General features: G+C 63.5%; 18 protein-coding genes. 6 read left to right on the top strand and 12 right to left on the bottom strand.

Annotated elements, in window-relative coordinates:
• Window positions 1-93 precede the first annotated feature (93 nt).
• The 4 genes from F3H95_RS20640 to F3H95_RS20655 form a co-directional block, all read right to left on the bottom strand.
• A complete protein-coding gene (locus tag F3H95_RS20640; protein WP_149747389.1) occupies window positions 94-480 on the bottom strand; it encodes a hypothetical protein in 387 nt (128 codons plus the stop codon).
• Between the two features lie 128 nt (window positions 481-608).
• A complete protein-coding gene (locus F3H95_RS20645) occupies window positions 609-2,285 on the bottom strand; it encodes an NAD+ synthase (RefSeq protein ID WP_149747390.1) in 1,677 nt (558 codons plus the stop codon).
• 122 nt (window positions 2,286-2,407) lie between these two features.
• The gene (locus F3H95_RS20650) at window positions 2,408-2,821 is read right to left on the bottom strand and encodes a GFA family protein (protein WP_149747391.1); all 414 of its coding nucleotides are present in this window, start codon (window positions 2,819-2,821) and stop codon (window positions 2,408-2,410) included.
• A 164-nt stretch (window positions 2,822-2,985) separates the two neighbouring features.
• Window positions 2,986-4,362 carry a 3-deoxy-7-phosphoheptulonate synthase class II gene (locus tag F3H95_RS20655; protein WP_149747392.1) on the bottom strand — a complete coding sequence of 459 codons (1,377 nt, stop codon included), beginning with the start codon at window positions 4,360-4,362 and terminating at the stop codon, window positions 2,986-2,988.
• Between the two features lie 257 nt (window positions 4,363-4,619).
• Here F3H95_RS20655 and F3H95_RS20660 point away from each other — a divergent pair, with 257 nt between their 5' ends.
• Entirely contained in the window at window positions 4,620-5,912 is a 1,293-nt protein-coding gene (locus tag F3H95_RS20660) for a TadE/TadG family type IV pilus assembly protein (RefSeq protein WP_149747393.1), read from the top strand.
• Window positions 5,913-5,989: 77 nt separating this feature from the next.
• Here F3H95_RS20660 and gor read toward each other — a convergent pair whose 3' ends face one another.
• From gor to rpiA, 3 genes are all read right to left on the bottom strand, one after another.
• The gene (gene gor / locus F3H95_RS20665; RefSeq protein WP_149747394.1) at window positions 5,990-7,384 is read right to left on the bottom strand and encodes a glutathione-disulfide reductase; all 1,395 of its coding nucleotides are present in this window, start codon (window positions 7,382-7,384) and stop codon (window positions 5,990-5,992) included.
• Between the two features lie 152 nt (window positions 7,385-7,536).
• Window positions 7,537-8,094 (bottom strand): DUF2059 domain-containing protein, encoded by a 558-nt coding sequence (locus tag F3H95_RS20670; RefSeq protein ID WP_149747395.1) that lies wholly within the window; start codon window positions 8,092-8,094, stop codon window positions 7,537-7,539.
• Between the two features lie 20 nt (window positions 8,095-8,114).
• Window positions 8,115-8,810, bottom strand: a complete 696-nt coding sequence (gene rpiA, locus F3H95_RS20675) for a ribose-5-phosphate isomerase RpiA (RefSeq protein WP_143128099.1) — start codon at window positions 8,808-8,810, stop codon at window positions 8,115-8,117.
• 194 nt (window positions 8,811-9,004) lie between these two features.
• Here rpiA and gph point away from each other — a divergent pair, with 194 nt between their 5' ends.
• Window positions 9,005-9,691: a phosphoglycolate phosphatase gene (gph, locus tag F3H95_RS20680; RefSeq protein ID WP_149747396.1), complete on the top strand. Its 687-nt coding sequence runs from the start codon at window positions 9,005-9,007 to the stop codon at window positions 9,689-9,691.
• Window positions 9,692-9,818: 127 nt separating this feature from the next.
• On the opposite strand, the gene F3H95_RS20685 is transcribed toward gph, so the two are convergent.
• The gene (locus tag F3H95_RS20685) at window positions 9,819-11,714 is read right to left on the bottom strand and encodes a L,D-transpeptidase family protein (protein ID WP_149747432.1); all 1,896 of its coding nucleotides are present in this window, start codon (window positions 11,712-11,714) and stop codon (window positions 9,819-9,821) included.
• 526 nt (window positions 11,715-12,240) lie between these two features.
• Here F3H95_RS20685 and fumC point away from each other — a divergent pair.
• Together fumC and F3H95_RS20695 are read left to right on the top strand one after the other, a co-directional pair.
• Entirely contained in the window at window positions 12,241-13,629 is a 1,389-nt protein-coding gene (fumC, locus tag F3H95_RS20690; protein WP_143126429.1) for a class II fumarate hydratase, read from the top strand.
• A gap of 242 nt (window positions 13,630-13,871) precedes the next feature.
• Window positions 13,872-14,945 (top strand): GGDEF domain-containing protein, encoded by a 1,074-nt coding sequence (locus F3H95_RS20695; protein ID WP_143126428.1) that lies wholly within the window; start codon window positions 13,872-13,874, stop codon window positions 14,943-14,945.
• Window positions 14,946-14,949: 4 nt separating this feature from the next.
• Here F3H95_RS20695 and F3H95_RS20700 read toward each other — a convergent pair whose 3' ends face one another.
• The 4 genes from F3H95_RS20700 to F3H95_RS27220 form a co-directional block, all read right to left on the bottom strand.
• On the bottom strand, window positions 14,950-15,558 hold the full coding sequence (locus F3H95_RS20700; RefSeq protein ID WP_149747397.1) for a pyridoxamine 5'-phosphate oxidase family protein: 609 nt from the start codon (window positions 15,556-15,558) through the stop codon (window positions 14,950-14,952).
• A 60-nt stretch (window positions 15,559-15,618) separates the two neighbouring features.
• Entirely contained in the window at window positions 15,619-16,899 is a 1,281-nt protein-coding gene (locus F3H95_RS20705) for a low temperature requirement protein A (protein WP_149747398.1), read from the bottom strand.
• 5 nt (window positions 16,900-16,904) lie between these two features.
• Window positions 16,905-17,291 carry a DUF971 domain-containing protein gene (locus tag F3H95_RS20710; protein WP_149747399.1) on the bottom strand — a complete coding sequence of 129 codons (387 nt, stop codon included), beginning with the start codon at window positions 17,289-17,291 and terminating at the stop codon, window positions 16,905-16,907.
• A gap of 99 nt (window positions 17,292-17,390) precedes the next feature.
• Entirely contained in the window at window positions 17,391-17,534 is a 144-nt protein-coding gene (locus F3H95_RS27220; protein WP_188134445.1) for a hypothetical protein, read from the bottom strand.
• Window positions 17,535-17,780: 246 nt separating this feature from the next.
• Between F3H95_RS27220 and moaA the strand changes: the two genes are divergently transcribed.
• The gene (moaA, locus tag F3H95_RS20715) at window positions 17,781-18,767 is read left to right on the top strand and encodes a GTP 3',8-cyclase MoaA (RefSeq protein WP_244618098.1); all 987 of its coding nucleotides are present in this window, start codon (window positions 17,781-17,783) and stop codon (window positions 18,765-18,767) included.
• A 271-nt stretch (window positions 18,768-19,038) separates the two neighbouring features.
• Window positions 19,039-20,334, top strand: a complete 1,296-nt coding sequence (locus F3H95_RS20720; protein WP_244618091.1) for an MFS transporter — start codon at window positions 19,039-19,041, stop codon at window positions 20,332-20,334.
• The last annotated feature ends 156 nt before the right edge of the window (window positions 20,335-20,490 follow it).

Consider the following 20,490-nt stretch of genomic DNA (forward strand, 5'->3'; position numbering starts at 1 on the left):
GCTCGGGCGTCAGGATTTCCTTAGCCCCGATGACCGTTCGTCATCAAGGTGCTGTTCCGTCACAGGGCCGCGTCTTGAAAGGCGGGCGGCGCCTTACTCGATTGACAGCAGGAAGTTGCAGGGCGTGCCCTTGAGGCGGGCGGCGCGCGTCTGGAACAGGGAAATGCGGAAGGTTTCGCCCGCCTCCGCCTCTTCGACGCGGGTCGTCGGGAACTGGCGGAATTCCGGCATGAAACCGAGTTCGGCATCGGTGCGCAGTTCGGCGCCACAAGTTTCGTTGTCCGCCTCGATGTGGAAGGTCACCTTGCGCGTGCCCGATGTCTTGACGATGTAGGACTTCGATTCACCGGTGGTGGAGACGCCCTTGAACTGCTGGACTTTGGATTGATCCGTGAGGGTCACGACCGTCGGGCGCTCCACGGCCTGGGCTGCGCCGCAGGCAAGCACGAAAAAAGTCAGTGTCGAGATCGCAAGGCGCATGAGCAGATCCTTAAAAACTCATTCTGCGCACAGGACAATCCTGATGACCAGTCATTTCGTCGTGTCGCGTCCGCCTTGAACACTGGGGTGTTGCATTGACAGCGCACTCCGTGCCCAACGACTGGGCCTTACCCCCGGTCACGGAAGCGGTTGGTGATCGGATAGCGCCGGTCGCGACCGAAGTTCTTCCTGGTGATCTTCACGCCCGGCGCCGACTGCCGGCGCTTGTATTCGGCAAGATAGAGAAGATGCTCGATGCGGTGCACGGTCGCCACGTCATGGCCGCGGGCCACGATCTCCTCGGTTCCCATCTCCCCCTCGACGAGGCATTCCAGGATATCGTCCAGCACCGGATAGGGTGGCAGCGAATCCTGGTCCGTCTGGTTCGGCCGCAGTTCGGCGGAGGGTGCCTTGGCGATGATGTTGTGCGGGATCACCTCACCGCCCGGCCCGAGCGCACCCGTCGGCACATGGCGGTTGCGCCACTCGGCCAGCGCATAGACCTGCATCTTGTAGAGGTCCTTGATCGGGTTGAAGCCGCCGTTCATGTCGCCATAGAGCGTGGCATAGCCGACCGACATTTCCGACTTGTTGCCGGTCGTCACCACCATGGCGCCAAATTTGTTGGAGATCGCCATCAGGATCGTGCCACGCGTGCGGCTCTGCAGGTTTTCCTCGGTGATGCCCTCTTCGGTGCCCTCGAAGGTGTCGGAGAGAGCCGAGAGAAAGCCCTCGACCGGCTCGGAGATCGGCACGATGTCATAGCGGCAGCCGAGCGCCTTCGCACAATCGGCGGCGTCCTTGAAGCTGTCTTCGGAGGTGTAGCGATAGGGCAGCATCACGGTGCGCACCCGCTCGGCGCCGAGCGCATCGACGGCAATCGCGGCACAGACCGCCGAGTCTATGCCGCCGGAGAGACCGAGCACCACGCTCTTGAACCCGTTCTTGTTGACGTAGTCGCGGAAGCCCAGCAGGCAGGCCCGGTAATCGGCCTCCTCCCGCTCCGGGACCGTCACGACCGGGCCATGCGTGCAGCGCCACGTGTCGCCGTCGCGGTGCCAGTCGGTCACGGCCAGAGCCGTCTCGAATTCTGTCATCTGGAAGGCCAGCGTCCTGTCGGCATTGAAACCGAAACTTGCGCCGTCGAACACCAGTTCGTCCTGCCCGCCCAGCTGGTTGACGAAGATCAGCGGCAGGCCGCTCTCGATCACCTGCCGCAGCGCCACCTGATGGCGCACATCCACCTTGCCGCGATAATAGGGCGAGCCGTTCGGCACGATCAGAAGTTCGGCGCCGCTTTCGGCCAGCGTCTCGCAGACGCCGAGATCGTTCCATATTTCTTCGCAGATCGGCACGCCGATGCGCACCCCGCGAAAATTCACCGGGCCCGGCATTTCGCCTTCATCGAACACACGCTTCTCATCGAACTCGCCATAGTTCGGCAGGTCGATCTTGTCGCGCAGGCCGATAATGGTGCCGCCATCGACGATCGCCACGGAATTGTGTCGCCCCTTCGGACCCTGCCGCGGCAGGCCGATCACGATGCCCGGGCCGCCATCCCTGGTGTCCTCCACCAGCGCTTCCAGCGCCTTCCAGCAGGCTTTCAGGAAGGATGGCTTCAGCACGAGATCTTCCGGCGGATAGCCGGAGAGGAAAAGCTCGGTGAACACCACGAGATCCGCACCCTGCCCGGCCGCATCGCGACGCGCCTCGCGCGCCAGCGCCAGATTGCCGGCCACGTCGCCGACAGTCGGGTTGAGTTGAGCAAGGGCGATGCGAAGCGTATGGGCGTGTGCTTGGGTCATGCGCCTGATTTAACGTGCGCTCCGCCACGGAGCAACGCCGGCGCGGGTGAAATTTTTACAACCGCGCCGCCCGGCAACGTCGCGAACACCGATCAACCCGCAGCCCGCCCCTCCGCCTTCCCTTATTCGCCTGACGCCGGCGGATAGGTGTCATACTGCGGCAGGCCGTCGCTGATCTGATAAAAATCCGCCTTGTCGGCGCAATAGATGTGGTGGTCCATCACCAGACCGCTCGGCTGGTCAAAGGCGCCGGCCATCACCGCAATCCGTTCCGCACCGTCGGCCCGCCAGAACAGCGCCGAGCCGCAGCGGCTGCAAAAGCCGCGCGCCGCCTTGTCGCTCGCCCGATACCAGGTGACAGCATCCTCGCCGTCGATACGGATCATGTCGAGGGCAACATCGGTGGTAGCATAGTAGAGGCCTGTCTGCCGGCGGCACTGCGAGCAATGGCAGGCAATCACCGGCCCGAGCGCACCCGTCGTCCTGAACCGCACGCTGCCACACACACAGCCGCCGTGATGCTCCGTCCCATCCATCCGCCACTCCTGCGTTACCTGAAGATCCAGTGTCAACGGATGGAGGGAAAAGGTCAAACAGGTTCCGATGAAGCAAGGCTTCAGAACGCCTGAACATGGGCGCAAACGAAAAGGCCGGCGCGAGGGGCGCCGGCCTTGTCCATTCAATTCAGAGAATGCCGATCTCAGCCGTTGGCGACGGCGAGGCGCTTTTCGTCGCGGCCGGTCTTCATCCGCTCGGCCAGCAGGAAGGCAAGCTCCAGGGCCTGGTCGGCGTTGAGGCGCGGGTCGCAATGGGTGTGGTAGCGGTCCTGCAGGTCGCCGGCGGAGACGGCACGGGCACCGCCCGTGCATTCGGTCACGTCCTTGCCGGTCATTTCCACATGGATGCCGCCCGGATGCGAACCTTCGGCGCGGTGGATCTGGAAGAAGCTTTCCACTTCCGACAGGACCCGCTCGAAGGGACGCGTCTTGTAGTTGTTGAGCGTGATCGTGTTGCCATGCATGGGATCGCAGGACCAGACGACCTTGCGGCCCTCGCGCTCCACGGCACGGATCAGCTTCGGCAGGTGGTCGGCCACCTTGTCATGGCCGAAGCGGCAGATCAGCGTCAGGCGACCGGCCTCGTTGGCGGGGTTCAGGATATCGATCAGGCGCAGCAGATCGTCCGGCTGCAGCGAGGGACCGCATTTCAGCCCGATCGGGTTCTTGATACCGCGGCAGAACTCCACATGCGCGTGATCGGCCTGACGGGTGCGGTCGCCGATCCAGATCATGTGGCCGGAGGTCGCGTACCAGTCGCCGGAGGTGGAATCGACGCGGGTCAGCGCCTCCTCATAGCCCAGCAGCAGCGCCTCGTGGCTGGTGAAGAAATCGGTTTCGCGCAGGCTCGGATTGTTTTCCGAGGTGATGCCGATGGCCTTCATGAAGTCCATGGTTTCGGAAATGCGCGCGGCAAGCTTGCGGTAACGCTCGGCCTGGGGTGAGTCCTTGACGAAGCCCAGCATCCACTGGTGCACGTTTTCGAGGTTGGCATAGCCGCCCATCGCGAAGGCGCGCAGCAGGTTCAGCGTGGCGGCCGACTGGCGGTAGGCCATCAGCTGGCGTTCCGGGTTCGGCACGCGGGCGTCCGGGGTGAATTCGATACCGTTGATGATGTCGCCGCGGTAGGACGGCAGCTCGACATCACCCTGCTTCTCGATGTTGGAGGAGCGCGGCTTGGCAAACTGGCCGGCAATGCGGCCAACCTTCACCACCGGCTGCTGGGCGCCGAATGTCAGCACCACGGCCATCTGCAGGAAGGCGCGGAAGAAGTCGCGGATGGTGTCTGCGCCATGTTCCATGAAACTTTCGGCGCAGTCGCCACCCTGCAGCAGGAAGCCGTTGCCTTCGGCGACCTGCGCCAGGCTCTTCTTCAGGCGACGGGCCTCACCGGCAAAGACGAGCGGCGGAAAGGTGGCGAGCTGGGCTTCGGTCGCCTTCAGCGCCTCCATGTCCGGATAGTCCGGAACCTGCTGGATCGGTTTGTGCCGCCACGAGGTCGGGGTCCAGTTCTGTACCATCGTCGTCATCCGTTCCTTGCCGCGGCCCGGCCGCAGCGATCTCTCAAGTCGGCGGCTTATAAACCTTTGCAGCTCGCTTGCCTAGCGCGAAAAACCGGCCACTCTGTCCACGCCGCAAGCACTTGTTCACCCTGTTCGTTGGCGCTTCCCAAACGAAAACCCTTTAGGCTTGACAGCAAATGGGGGCAATGTCGCTTCCCTTCCGCAGCATGATGCCGCGTTTCACTGTTCCATTTTGTGATTGATGGCGTCCCGGCATGCAGCTTATCGATTTTCTCCATGGCTTTCTTCGCGATCGGACCGGCAATTTCGGCATCATGACAGCGCTGATTGCCGCGCCGCTGGTCGGCGTTGCCGGCATGGCGGTCGATATCGGCTATGCACTCGATCAACGCACCACCTTGATGGCAGCAGCCGATGCGGCAGCTGTTGGCGCACTCTCGGAAAAATCGGCGGGCGTTGCGGCAGCCCTTGCCATGACGGGCGACGGCACGGTTGCGGTCGGCTCGCAGGATGCCCGGCATCTCTTCGAAGGCCAGCTCGGCGGGCAGAGCGGCGCAAAGGTCACCAGAGTCGATATCGACATCAGCCGTAGCGGCGGCGACCTCTATTCCTCCCTCACCTTCACCGCCGAAGTCCCGACCGCCTTCATGACCATCTTCGGCTATGACAGCATGCAGATCAGCGGCACGGCGACCGCCACCTACCAGACAAACGCCTTCGTCGATTTCTACATGCTGCTCGACAACACACCTTCGATGGGGCTTGGCGCCACCGCCGCCGACATCGCCGCCATGCAGCGAAACACGCCGGACAGCTGCGCCTTTGCCTGCCACGAGACGCAGAACCCGGACAATTACTACCTCGTGGCCAAGTCGATCGGGGTCAACATGCGCATCGACGTGGTGCGCGAGGCCACCCAGGAACTGACCCATGACGCGACAAAATACGCACAGACGGTCGGCCAGTATCGCATGGCGGTCTACAGTTTCGGCGCGACCGCCGATACGGCGGGACTGACGGAAGTCGCGCCCATGAGCGACGACATGGCCAAGGTCCGCACCGCCACCGACGCACTCGACCTGATGACGACACCGAAGAACAACTACAAGAGCAACCAGCTGACGGATTTCGATGCGGCGCTGACCAAGCTGAAAACCATTATCGGCACCGGCGGCACAGGCACCACAAACAGCAATCGCCAGAAGGTTCTGTTCTTCGTCTCCGATGGCGTGGCGGATGCCGCAAAGCCGAACTGCAGCGAGGAACTGAAGGGCACGCGCTGTCAGGAGCCGATCGATACGAGCTTCTGCACGCCCCTGAAACAGAACGGCGTCAAGATCGCCGTGCTCTACACCACCTATCTGCCGCTGCCGAACGACAGCTGGTGGAAGAACTGGATCAAGCCGTTCGACGCGAAGATCTCGCCCCACATGCAGGCCTGCGCCTCGCCCGGCTATTTCTTCGCCGTCGGCCCCAATGATGGCATCGAGGAGGCCATGCAGTCGCTGTTTCGCAAGGTGATCAGCGCACCCCGCCTCACCGGCTGATTCCGCGCCAGCCACAAAAAATCTCCGGCGAGCCGCAAAGCCCGCCGAAGATCGGGAAACAGACAGACCCGGTCCGGTCAGCCGTCGATGCGCTGGCCGCCCTTCACGCGGTAGCTCGGCTTGTACATGGTGACCAGTTCCTCGGCCGCCGTCGGATGTACCGCCATCGTGCGGTCGAAATCGTCCTTGGTGACGCCCGCCTTCAGCGAGATGCCGAGAAGCTGGGCCATCTCGCCGGCATCGTGACCGAGCACATGGGCGCCCACGACCTTGCGGTCAGCGGCATTGACGACGAGCTTCATGATCATCTTTTCCGCACGGCCGGAAAGCGTCGCCTTCATCGGCCGGAACTCGGCACGGTAGACCTCGACCTCGTCGAACTTCTTCACAGCCTCTTCCTCCGACAGGCCGACGGTGCCGATTTCCGGCTGCGAGAAGACGGCGGTCGCGATCAGGTCGTGGTCAGGCGCGGTCGGATTGTTGCGGTAGACGGTCTCGATGAAGCACATCGCCTCATGGATCGCGACCGGTGTCAGCTGCACGCGGTCGGTCACGTCGCCGAGCGCGAAGATGTGCGGCACGTTGGTGCGGGAATAGGCATCGACGACAACGGCGCCGCGCTCGTCGAGGAGAACGCCTGCCTTGTCGAGCCCGAGCCCCTGGGTGTTGGGATCACGGCCGAGCGCCAGCATCACCTGGTCGGCGGCAATCGTCGCGCCCGCCTTGGTTCGGGCGGAAAGCCCGCCGGCCGGCGAGGCGGTCACCTCCTCGATCACGTCGGTCAGCACGATGCGGATGCCCTTGGCCTCCATCGCCTTGTGCAGACCCTGGCGCATGTCATGATCGAAGCGCGACAGGATTTCCTTGCCGCGATAGATCAGTGTGGTATCGACGCCGAGGCCGTGGAAGATATTGGCGAATTCCACCGCGATGTAACCGCCACCGGCAATCAGGATCGACTTCGGCAGCTCTTCGAGGTGAAAGGCCTCGTTGGATGTGATGCAAAGCTCATGGCCGGGCAATGCCGCATGCGGATTGGCCGTGCCGCCGGTCGCGACAATGATCGTCTCGGCAGTGACGACGCGATCGGTCGCCAGCAGGCGGATCTCGTGCGGGCCAACCAGCTCGGCGCGCGTCTCGAGGATCTCCGCGCCTGCATTTTCCAGTCCGCGACGATAGAGACCTTCCAGACGGGCGATCTCCTTGTCCTTGGCGGCGACAAGCGCCTTCCAGTCGAAGCTGCTTTCGCCGACCGTCCAGCCGTAACCGGCAGCATCCTCGAAATGCTCGTGATACTGGGAGGCATAGACGAACAGCTTTTTGGGCACGCAGCCGCGGATCACGCAGGTGCCGCCAAAGCGGTATTCCTCGGCAATCGCCACCTTCTTGCCCAGTCCGGCCGCGAGCCGTGCCGAGCGCACGCCGCCCGAACCGCCGCCGATAACAAAAAGATCGTAATCAAATGTGGCCATCGAAAAACTCCTGTCGATGCCGGCAAAGAGCGTGGGCGGACCCGCACCCGGCGGCAGCTGCTACGGTGCCGCTGATATAATGTCGCGAGGCACAAAAGGAAAAGCCCGGATTGCTCCGGGCTCCTCGATATTCTTTTGGGGGATATCCGCGATCAGGGCTTGGCTGCCGGCGCATCCACCTGGGTGCTCGGCGCCTTGACGGCAGATGCATCGATGACGTTGCGCAGCTTGTCGGAGCTCTTGGTCGTCAGGTCGCGGGAAATGCCGTTGGCCCAGATCTGGGCGGCACGCACCGATTCGCGCTGGATGAGCGGCAGCGTCTTCAGATACTTCTTGCCGACATCGGAGGCGTAGAAGGCAGCGATCTTCTTCAGCTCGTCCTCGGTGAAGGAGCGGGCGAAGATGGTGGCCACTTCCTTTTCCAGGTCGGCGCGACGCGGCGCAAGCGCCAGCGCTTCACCATCGACGGCCTTGTTGATCTGGTCCTGATAGTTCGGCGAGGTCAGCGTGTATTCGCTCTTCAGCCGCTCGGCGAGGCTCGGCAGGATTTCATCATAACGCTGGGTGGCGTTCAGGGCCGCAATCACGTCGCGCGCCGCCTTCAGATGGGCGTCGGTCACTTCCTGGGCCTGGGCGGATGCACCGAAAACGGCGCCGGAGAAGAGGATTGCAAGCGCCGCTGCGCGGCCGAAAACCGCTTGTCTGATCATTGGTTTCAATGCTCCTGTCTTTAATTCGCCTTCAGCGTCCGTGCCCCCGCCGGGCCGGCGATGATCGCAGAGGACGCCATGTTGATGAACAGCCCGTGCTCCACGACACCGGGTATGGAATGCAGCTGGATGGATAGAGCCTCTGCATCAGGAATACGGCCAAAAGATGCGTCGAGAATGAAGTGTCCGCCATCCGTGGTGAACACGTCCTCTCCCGCCCGGCGCAGCCGGATCTCGCCGGTCAGGCCAAGGCGCGCAGCGCTCTTTTCGATGGCGATGCGGGTCGCGGCAAGCCCGAACGGATTGACCTCGATCGGCAGCGGAAAGCGGCCGAGCGTCTCCACCAGCTTGGTCTCGTCGGCAATCACGATCATGCGGGCCGAGGCCGCCGCAACAATCTTCTCGCGCAGAAGCGCGCCGCCGCCGCCCTTGATCAGGCTCAGTGCCGAATCCAGTTCGTCCGCGCCATCGATGGTCAGGTCCAGTTCCGGCAGCTCTTCCAGCGATTTCAGGGGAACGCCGAGTTCCAGGCACAGGCGCGCCGTGCGCTCGGAGGTCGGAACCCCCAGAACCTTCAGCCCCTCGGCCACCTTTTCCGCCAGAAGGCGAACGAATTCTTCCGCGGTGGACCCGGTGCCGATGCCAAGCCGCATACCGTCTTCAACGTGCTGAAGTGCGGCCTCTGCCGCCTTCACCTTCATTTCGCGGGCGTCCATGCGCCACAAGCTCCCGTCTGTTTCGCCGATCGCTGTTTACACGGGCCAGCCGCCAAACAAAAGGCCCCGTCGCCCTGCATCCCGAAGATTAGCGGCCCCGCGAAATTGCCAAAACGCGCCCGAGGCCTTAAGCGAAGAGCCAGCCATGCAGCAAGACATGGCGCCAAACCTTCTGCGCTTGGAAAGGCACGCCCGTGACGAATACCCTCGTCGTCTTCGATCTCGACGGAACGATGATCGATACCGCTCCGGATCTGATCGACAGCCTGAACCACACGATCGCGGCGCGCGCGCTTGCTCCCGTTACCTTCGACGACCTGACGCACCTCGTCGGCCAGGGCGCCCGCGTCATGATCCGCCGCGCCTTTGCCCTGCGCGAAGCGCCGCTGGAGGACAGCGACGTCGAACCGCTGCTCGCCCGCTTTCTCGAGCACTACAGCGCGCACATGCCGGGCAAGAGCCGGCTCTATGATGGCCTGACCGACTGCTTCGACCGGCTTGAGGCCGCCGGCATGCGCCTTGCGGTCTGCACCAACAAGCTGGAGCAACTGGCCTTGCCGCTTCTCGACAAGATGCAGTTGACCAGGCGCTTCGCCGCGATCACCGGCGGCGATACCTTCCCCGTGCGCAAGCCCGATGCCCGCCATCTGCTCGGCACCATCGAACGCGCCGGCGGCGACCCCGCCCACAGCCTCCTGATCGGCGACAGCATCAACGACATCATGGCCGCCAAGAATGCCGGCATCGGCTCGGTCGGCGTCACCTTTGGATACTCCGATGTTCCCGTCGCCACGCTTGCGCCGACCCGGATCATCAGCCATTTCGAGGAACTGACGGCAGATCTGGTGGAAACGGTGATTGCGGAGGCATCGGCAGCCTGATTGTCTCTGCCGGACGAAGCGGGTCGAATCGAAGACACGACGCCCTGCGGATGTTCGCCCATTCCCCAAAACGCAAAACGCCCGCGACTCGTCACCGCGGGCGTTGTGCCATCCGTTCTCGAAAACCTCAGGCGCCGCGCGCCTTGCTGGTGGCGGCAAAGGCTTTTTCCACGGCGCTGTCGCGGCCATAGACGTCGTCAAAGAACTCGACCTTGCCGTCCTTGTTCGGCCAGGCCGTGAAATAGGACACATAGACCGGGATCTTCGCCGTGACCGGAACAGCCATGTTCTTGCCTTGGGCGATACGGCCGGCGAGATCCTGCTCGGTGATGCCGAGGACGGCAGCCGCCATCTTGCGCGGTTCGGCAAGGCGCACGCAACCGTGGCTGAGCGCGCGCATGTCCCGCTGGAAGAAGCTCTTCTGCGGCGTATCATGCATGTAGATGGCATGCGCGTTCGGGAAGAGGATCTTCAGTTCGCCGAGCGCATTGTCGCTGGACGGCGGCTGGCGCACGGAGACGGACTGGGTCGAAGCGAACCAGTTGACGGCCGTGGAGGACACCGCCTTGCCGCCGACTTCCACCTGGTAACCCATGCGGTCGAGATAGCTCGGGTCCTGGCGCAGCTTCGGCAGCATCTCGTTGATGATGATCGACTGCGGCACGCCCCAGTAGGGGTTCAGCTCCACGGTCTTGATCTCGTCATGGAAGAAGAAGGTCTGGTGGCTGGGCGACCCTACCACAACACGCATCGAGAACTGCTCGCGGCCCTGCTCGTGATAATAGACGCGGAAGGCCGGCTGGTTGATGAAGACGTAGCGGTCGCCGAGCGTATCCGGCAGCCATCGCGTCTGCTCCATGGCAATGACGACCTTCTCGATCTTGTCGTCGGTCGAATGGCCGGCAATGGCACGCACGGTGGCGGGACCGACCACACCGTCTGCCTTGAGGCCGGCTTCCTTCTGGAAGCCCTTGACGAGTTCGACCAGGTCCGGACCGTATTCCGGCGTCTGGCGATAGGCGGCAAGCGTCGCCGCATGCGTCGTCTTCAGCGTGTCGGAGGCGCGGCGCTCGATGGCGGCGACGAGATTGGCAAGATCGGCGCTACTGTTGCCGGGCTTCAGCACCAGATTGTCGGGCAGTCGGGCGACCTGCGGGGCATTGCCGCTTTCGGCGCGCAGGCGCGTCAACTCGGCCTTCAGGGCCAGATATTCCGGGCTCTTCGGTTCCAGGCCCTGCAGATAGGCCACCGTATCCGGTGCGGTCTGGATGAAGGGCAGCACCAGATCGAGCTTGGCGTCGCGGCGCTTCAGGTCGTGATATTCGGAGATGCGGTTGGGATCGATGCGACCGCGCACCATGTCCTGCGCAAACAGCACGACCTTGGCCGACATGGCAAGTTCGAACTGCATGAGGTCGCGATCGCGCTGGTCGCCGGCAACGACGGGAGCAGGCGCAACCGGCGTTGCCACCGGGGCAGGCTGGGTCGCATCAGCGGGCTGGGCGGTCGCTGCGCCATCCGTGGACGCCACGGGCTGGGCGGCCGGGATCGCGGATGCGTCCGCGACGCTTGCCGTCGTCATAGAGGGAACCGGCAGCCTGTAGTCGGCAGGGTCGAAGCCGTAGTCGGCGGCCTTGTCGAACAGGGCGAGAACCGCACGGGCACGCTCGCTGACATCCCCCTTTTCCACCCAGAGCGGTGCACCACCCTTGGCGTAATAGGCTTCGACGGCGGCAGCGACATCAGCCGGTGCGGATACGCGGGCGGAGGCGAGGAATCGCGTCGCATCGGCCGCCTGCGCGGCCGGGAAAGCCTGCGCCTTGATCTGGCGCATGGCATCGGTGCGGTAGGTCAGGTATTTGGGTGCGGAGACCTTCGGCAGAGGCTCGGGATCACTGAGATCGATCTCGCGCTGGGTGGGAGCGGGACGCGCCTGGCCCTCCACCTGCTCCTGCACGCTGTCGCGGGTCTTGCCACGCAGCATGTCCATGAGGGTCAACGCGTGGGCATCGACAGCCCCCATGCATGCGGAGGAAATGCCCGAAAGAAGGGCAAGTGCGAGTCTGGTCTTTTTCTGGGAGTGCGACAATGTTCGTCCCCGTCACCTTGTAAGCTATGAATCAGCGAGCCTTGAGCCTGTTGCGCATGTCTCTAATGCAAGCTCCGCGCCGTGGAAAGCAAACGAATGACGGGGCTTCGGTGCCGATGGCAGCACGGGCTTCGCCATATCGTTTCCAGAAGATTAAGAAACCATTCGTTAAATTTTTACTGACGCGGCGAATTCCGGCCTTCACGCTGGCGTGACACCAGCAATCCAGACCGCAACTTTATCGCCGGGCGTTGCAGCGAGGGCACGCCCCGGTCCCTCCGCTGGGCACAGGAGCGCCTCCGGAGTACGAAATCAGGTGTCAGTATAACTACCGCATCCGCCCTTCGCAGTGCTTGCAGTCGCCCCCCATTCGTATAGTAATTCGCCGCGAGCTTGCACGCGACCGTCGGCCCCGGGCTGCGGTTCCCGTGCCACCTTTCAGTCATACAGAGGCTTGACGATGACCACCCGCACCGAAACCGATACCTTTGGCCCGATCGAGGTCGCCAGCGACCGTTACTGGGGCGCCCAGGCGCAGCGTTCCCTTGGCAATTTCAAGATCGGCTGGGAAAAGCAGCCGCTCTCCGTGGTGCGCGCGCTCGGCATCGTCAAGCAGGCGGCGGCCCGCGCCAACATCGCACTCGGCGGGCTTGACGCCAAGATCGGCGAGACCATCATCGCCGCCGCGCAGGAAGTCATCGACGGCAAGCTCAACGATCATTTCCCGCTCGTCGTCTGGCAGACAGGTTCCGGCACCCAGTCGAACATGAATGCCAACGAGGTGATCTCCAACCGCGCCATCGAGATGCTGGGCGGCGTGATGGGCTCCAAGAAGCCCGTGCACCCCAATGACCACGTCAACATGAGCCAGTCGTCGAACGATACCTATCCGACGGCCATGCACATTGCCTGCGCCGAACAGATCGTGCGTCACCTGATCCCGAGCCTGAAGCACCTGCATGCCGCTCTCGACGCCAAGTCGAAGGCCTTTGCCCATATCATCAAGATCGGCCGCACACATACGCAGGATGCGACGCCGCTGACACTCGGCCAGGAATTCGGCGGCTATACCGCCCAGGTCGCGTCTGCCATCAAGCGCCTCGAAATCTCGCTGGCCGGCCTTTATGAACTGGCCCAGGGCGGCACCGCCGTCGGGACCGGTCTTAACGCTCCGGTCGGCTTTGCCGAAAAGGTCGCCGAAGAGATCGCCAAGATCACCGGCCTGCCCTTCGTCACCGCGCCGAACAAGTTCGAGGCGCTCGCCGCCCATGACGCGATGGTCTTTGCCCATGGCGCGATCAATGCCGCCGCGGCAGCCCTCTTCAAGATCGCCAACGACATCCGCTTCCTTGGTTCCGGCCCGCGCGCCGGTCTTGGCGAACTGGCGCTCCCGGAAAACGAGCCCGGTTCCTCGATCATGCCGGGCAAGGTCAACCCGACCCAGTCGGAAGCCATGACCCAGGTCTGCGCCCACATCTTCGGCAACCATGCCGCCATCACCTTTGCCGGCAGCCAGGGCCATTTCGAGCTCAACGTCTACAATCCGATGATGGCCTACAACTTCCTGCAGTCGGTGCAGCTGCTCGGCGATGCCGCCGTCTCGTTCACCGACAATTGCGTGGTCGGCATCGAGGCCCGCGAGGACAATATCAAGCGCGGCGTGGAAAACTCGCTGATGCTGGTAACGGCGCTGAACTCCAGGCTCGGCTATGACGCCTGCGCCAAGATCGCCAAGACCGCGCACAAGAACGGCACGACGCTGCGCGAAGAGGCCGTTGGCGGCGGCTACCTGACGAACGAAGAGTTCGACCAGTATGTCCGCCCGGAAAACATGATCGGCCCGAAGTAAGCCGCGGCACGCCATCTTCTGCCGGGCGGCCCCTGTCCTGCCCGGCAGAACCCTGTCGCGCCCACCACCGCGGTATTGCTCAGCAAGAACCTCAACCCCTGCTGGCAACATCCTGATACCAAAAAGCTTTGAGATCGCGTGCGGCATGGGTCGCAGCGCGGTTATATTCAGTTTTAATGGTTTTCACATCAATTGCCGCTAATCATCGTGCCGGAACAAGCCAGCAGCTCCGGAGTGGCAGAATGACGTCGGCCGTGGCGCACAAGGCGCAAGCCTCCGATATCGCGACGCAGATCATGCACGCCATGCGCAGTATGGGCGTGGCCGCCATCCCGCGCAATTACCAGCTGTTCTATGAGGCCTATATCGGCACCAATCCGGCGCTCACCCGCGAGCTTTCGCTGTTCGCCCTGCGTGCGCCGCGGCAGGAGGAACTGGATGCGCTGGCAGCAAGCCATCTCGGTCACAATGGGGCAGCGCTGGTGGAGCGCGCCCAAAGCCGGCTTCAAGGCGAGCTTGATGCGCTGCTGACCCTGCTTCGGCAGGAGCATGCCTCTCTCGAAACCTACAACCGGCTGCTCGGCGAAACCGCGAGCCGCATCAGCGCCAAGAGCACGCTGTCGGTCGATCTCCTGCGCAACGTCATCGACATTCTGGCCGCCGCCACCGACGAAACGCTGGCGAACGGCGAGAAGACGGCCGAGGGCGTTGCCCACCATTCCCAGGAAATGGAGGAGGTCCGCCGGGAACTCGACGAATACAAGCGCATCGCCAACACGGATTCGCTGACGCGGCTTGCAAACCGCCGCGCTTTCGATGAGCGGCTGGCTGCCATCTATGACGAGCCCATGCAACTGCCCGTCACGGCGCTGGTGCTCGCCGACATCGACAACTTCAAGCGCATCAATGATACGCATGGCCATCCGGTCGGCGACAAGATCCTCGCATCCGTCGGCGCGATCATCCGCTCCAGCCTTGCCAGGGATATGTTCGTCGCACGCACCGGTGGCGAGGAATTCGCCGTCATCCTCGAGCACAAGACGCCCGAGGAGGTGATGGCGATCTGCGAACGCATTCGCCGCGCGCTGGAAAGCCGTCCCTTCCGCAACTCACGCACCGGTGTCGACTACGGACCGGTTACCGCCTCGATCGGCTTTGCCATGGGCTCGCAGGCCGCCGATCCCGGCGAACTTTACGTGCGTTCGGACATCGCCCTTTACTGCGCCAAGCACGGTGGCAAGAACCGCACGGTGCTGTTCGAGGACGGCATGCGCAAGGAATATTCCGGCAAGGGCTGGCTGATCTACCAGCAGTGAAGGCTCACCACATCGTTGCCGCGGCGCGGGCGGCCCATTCGCGGTCGTAGGTTTCCTGGTCGAAATCCGCCTTGGCGGCCTTCAGCATGGCGCCGGGCGTCGGCAGGCTCTGCGGATCCAGGAAGCGCTCGGGGTTCCAGAGTTCCGCCCGCATCACCGCACGCGCGCACTGGAAATAGACCTCGTCGATCGTGGTCACGATCACCGTGCGGGGATGCTTGCCATCCATCTCGAAACTGGCAAGCAGCGCCGGCTCGATCGAGACGACCGCACGACCGTTGATGCGCATCACGCTGCTCGAACCCGGAATGAGGAACATCAGCGCCACGCGCGGATCACGCACGATGTTCATCAGCGAATCGACGCGGTTGTTGCCGCGCCAGTCCGGCAGAAGCACCGTGCGTTCGTCCGCGATGCGCACCACACCGCCGAGATCGCCACGCGGCGAACAGTCCAGCCCTTCCGGACCGACGGTTGCCAGCGCCACGAAGGGCGAGGCCTCGATCATCTGCCGGTATTCCTCCGTCAGCCGCGGCGTCACCTTGGCAAGGGAGGCTTCCGAGCAGCCGCTGTAGATTTCGCGCAACTGTTCCGGGCTGGTGATGATCGCCATGAGGTCCTCCTGTGCTGGCCGGCGCACGCTAGCGATGTTCGCCGGACGCCTCAAGCCCGGTCATTCGCCTTCCAGTTCGCCCACCTCGCCGGAAGCATGCGGCGTGCGCGCCAGGCCGCGATATTCCCAGCTTGCGACGAGCAGGAGGGCCACAAGCCCGGCAAGTCCGGTCCAGTGGGTCTGGACGAAGAGGGCAGGCGGAACGGCAAGAAGCGCCAGCGCAAGACCGGCCAGATGCGATCGCGGCAGCCGTCCGGTGCTCAGCCGTTTGACGAGAAGGTTGCCCGCCAGGAAGAGAACCGGTCCGCCGAGGATGACCGCAGCACGGCCGAGATCGCCCGCCTCGCCCGGATGGGCCAGCAGATGCTCGGCCGCCACCGCCGAAAGAATGATGCCCGCGACAACGGGCATGTGGCCATAGGTAAACACATGCAGCGCCACCTCGCCCGGCTGGTCTGCCTCCTCGATTTCGCGACTCGCCTTTGCCTGCCCGAAGTGAAAGTAGATCCACCACATCAGCACCGTCACCGAGAAGGCCCCGATGAAGGTGGCCACCAGCATCGGGGAAAGGTCCTCGTCGGCGAAGCTGCGGCCGATCGCCAGAATGCTCTCGCCAAGACAGATCATCACGAAGAGCGCACAGCGCTCGGCCATGTGTTCGCCGGAAATATCCCAGTCACCGGCATGCGAGCGACCAAGACCGGGCACGAAGAAGCGCAGTTCAGGCGCCGCATATTCGAGGACGAGCGCCAGCGCCCACAGCAACAGGCGCATCTCCTCGCCGCACATCGCGCCTCCGATCCAGAAGAGAGCGGAGAGACAAAACCACAGGAAGACGCGCAGGAAATTCCGGCGCAGGGCCGGGCGCACCTGACGGAACGCATAGATCGCAAACAGGGAGCGCCCGACCTGCATGGCGGCATAGGCGCCTGCAAACATCAGCCCCTTTTCCGCAAAGGCTTCCGGGATGGCAGACGCCATCAACAGACCGAAGAACATCAGGGCGAACAGCAGCACCCGCACGGGTGTGCGCTGCGGATCCAGCGTGTTCATCACCCAGGCGGTATGGTTCCAAACCCACCAGAGGGCAAGTGCCACAAGGCCGCCCTCGAAAAGCCCGACAGGGGTCAGGTCACTGACGATGGCATGCGACAGCTGGATCAGGGCAAAGACGAAGACAAGGTCGAAAAAGAGTTCAGGGAAGCCAACCTCGCGATCACCCTGCGGCTCGTCCCGCAGCCAGTCGTCACCGGTGTCGGGCGGAGCATCGTCACGCCCTCTCCCACGCCCTCTCCTCTGTATGCCAGCGCCGTGACCTGTCGCTGCGGGGCGCTCTGTCATGCGGGCTAACGCGCCATGGCGGGCGTGTCGCGGTTCAGCCCCTTGGCTGCAAGCTCCGCCTCATAGGCGGCAAACAGCGTGGCGCCGTCCTCACCGAGCTCGCGCAGATAGCGCCAGGTGTAGATGCCGCTGTCATGTCCGTCGTCGAAGGCGATGCGCACCGCATAATTGCCGGCCGCCACCACGTTGCGGATCCCCACCTGCCGCTTGCCGGGCACGGTCACCTTCTGGCCGGGGCCATGGCCCTGCACCTCGGCCGAAGGTGAGAGAACGCGCAGCATTTCGGCGGGCAGCGCAAAGCGCGCGCCGTCATCGAAGGCAACCGTCAGGGTGCGCCTGTCCTGCGAGACGCGCAGTTCCGTGGGCCAGGCATGATCGGGTGTGCTGTTCATGGTCGTCATCCGTTTCCTGCAAGATGGATTGTCGCGCTGTCTTGGCAAGGGGCGCCAGACGGCGTCTTGTCCTGCCATAGCAGCCGGGCGTCCCGCTTGCTATCGCTGAAGCCCCCAGCGCGCGTAAAGCGCATGCAGGGCGGCGGGCGACTCCACCCGGATCTTCGGCACCGTGATCTGCTGGAACAGCTCGGCATAGCGCGCCCGGTTCTTCGGCGTCGCCACCAGGATGTGGCGGATCATGTCCCATTTGACGCTGTCGCGGCCGCCCTCCAGTCCGCCCTTCCGGTCACGCTCGAACAGGCAGCGGCAGAAATAGTGAGCCGGCGGTCCTATCCCTCTTTTGTGACAGGACCATTCACCCGGACCAGAGTTTGGACTTGACGCCGCGCGCCTGCCAACCCAGATTCCGCGGATGGAGGACATCGCTTGAACAGTCTGGTCAATCCGCCCGCCGCTTCCCACCCGCTGACGGCCGACAGCCGTGCGATGATCGATCCCTTCGGTCGCGCGGTCACCTATTTGCGTGTCTCCGTGACCGACCGCTGCGATTTCCGCTGCACCTATTGCATGGCGGAAAACATGACCTTCCTGCCGAAGAAGGACCTGCTGACGCTCGAAGAGCTGGACCGGCTCTGTTCGGCCTTCATCGCCAAGGGGGTGCGCAAGCTCCGGCTGACGGGCGGCGAACCGCTGGTGCGCAAGAACATCATGTTCCTCGTGCGCGCGCTCGGGCGCCACATCGAGGCCGGCCGGCTGGACGAATTGACGCTGACCACAAACGGCTCGCAACTCGCCCGCCATGCGGCCGAGCTTTACGAATGCGGCGTACGCCGCATCAACGTCTCGCTCGACACGCTCGATTCCGAAAAATTCCGCGCCATTACCCGCTGGGGCGATCTTTCCAAGGTGATGGAGGGCATCGAGGCCGCGCAGAAGGCGGGGCTGAAGATCAAGCTCAACGCGGTTGCGCTGAAGGGCTTCAACGATCACGAAATCCCGGAAATGCTGCGCTTCGCCCACGGGCGCGGCATGGACCTCACCGTGATCGAGACCATGCCGATGGGCGAGATCGACGAGGACCGGACCGACCAGTACATGCCGCTTTCCGAGCTGCGTGCGCGTCTGGAAGAAACGTTTTCGCTGGAGGACATCGCCTACAAGACAGGCGGTCCGGCCCGGTACGTGACGGTGAAGGAAACCGGCGGCCGCCTCGGCTTCATCACGCCGATGACGCACAATTTCTGCGAAAGCTGCAACCGCGTGCGCCTCACCTGCACCGGCACGCTCTATATGTGCCTTGGCCAGAACGATGCGGCGGATCTGCGCACGGCACTGCGCGCATCGCAGGATGACGCCTATCTCTCCGCCGCCATCGACGAGGCGATTACCCGCAAGCCGAAGGGCCACGACTTCATCATCGACCGCAACAACCGCCCGGCCGTTGCCCGCCACATGAGCGTCACCGGCGGCTGATTTTGGATCAGTCGCCCCCTTCGCCATGCTTTCCCAATCATCACACTTTTTGACCGATTTTCGCCGCCTTTCGGTCGCAGTCCTGTTTTTCTGACGATTCCATTGCAGCCGTTGCACGGACCTTAGCCCTGCGGTCCATCGGGCGCCGCTGTTTCGGCATCGCCAGCACATCTGTTATCGCGAAGGTATGTCCACCTGCCCCGTGCGGCGCTCCAGCCGGTTTCCCAAACCGGCAGCCCCATCGGCATTCCTCACTGCAAGGAGAACGGTCGTGAAGGAAACACGCACCGAAACCATCAAGACCGTGCTGCGCGTCACAAGCGGCAACTTCCTCGAAATGTTCGATTTCTTCCTGTTCGGCATCTATGCATCGCATATTGCCGCGACATTTTTCCCCAACGACAATCCCTTCGTCTCGCTGATGGCGACCTTTCTCAGCTTTGCGGCGGGCTTCGTCATGCGCCCGATCGGCGCCCTGACGCTCGGCCCCTATATCGACCGCATCGGCCGCCGCAAGGGCCTGATCGTCACGCTGGCGATCATGGCGATGGGCACGGTCCTGATCGCCTTCGTGCCGGGCTATGCGACGATCGGCATCGCCGCCCCGCTCCTGGTGCTGACCGGCCGGCTGCTGCAGGGCTTTTCCGCCGGCGTGGAACTCGGCGGCGTCTCGGTCTATCTCTCGGAAATGGCGACACCCGGCAACAAGGGCTTCTATGTCAGCTGGCAATCGGCCAGCCAGCAGGTGGCGATCGTGGTGGCCGCGCTTCTCGGCTTCATCATCAACAACACGCTGATGCCGTCGCAGATTTCGAACTGGGGATGGCGCATTCCCTTCTTCATCGGCTGCATGATCATTCCCTTCATCTTCATCATCCGCCGCTCGCTGCAGGAAACCAAAGAGTTTTCCGAGCGCAAGCACCAGCCGTCGACGGCGGAAATCTTCCGCACGCTGTTCGGCAACTGGCAGGTCGTGCTCGGCGGTGTCGGCATGGTGATGATGACCACCGTCTCCTTCTACCTGATCACCGTCTACACGCCCTCGTTCGGCAAGACGGTGCTGCATTTGACCGAATCGCAGGCGCTGCTCGCCACCATGGCGGTCGGCATTTCCAACTTCATCTGGCTGCCGATCGCCGGTGCCGCCTCAGACCGGATCGGCCGCAAGGCGATCCTCATCACCTTCACGCTGCTCGCCGTGCTGACCGCCTATCCGGCACTCGCCTGGCTCGCCTCCGACATCACCTTTGCGCATATGGTCATCGTCGAGCTGTGGCTCTCCTTCATCTATGCCTGGTACAATGGCGCGATGGTGGTCGGCCTTACCGAGGTGGTGCCAGTGACGGTGCGCACGGCAGGCTTCTCGCTCGCCTACAGCCTCGCCACCACGCTCGGCGGTTCGTCGCTGGCCATTTCCACCTGGGCGATCGAAGTCACGGGCGACAAGGCCGCCCCCGGCTACTGGATGAGCTTTGCCGCCGTCTGCGGTCTCGCCGCGACGCTCTTCCTCTATCGCCGCAACGGCGCCGGCACGGCCGCGAGTGCTGCCGCCGCCGCGCGCCGGTAAACACCCGAAGAGCGGGCGCAGCCCCATGCTTGCGTCCCGTCCTGCAACAACGGCCCGCCCTCTTCAGCGATGGCGGGCCGTTTCCGTTCCGGCTGGCGGTTGGCCGGTTCATCCGCTACACCGTCTCGCATGACGCAAACCACGCTCACGGAAAGA

Origin of the sequence: Rhizobium sp. RU35A (genome assembly GCF_900156005.1) — a bacterium.
Classification (GTDB): domain Bacteria; phylum Pseudomonadota; class Alphaproteobacteria; order Rhizobiales; family Rhizobiaceae; genus Neorhizobium; species Neorhizobium straminoryzae.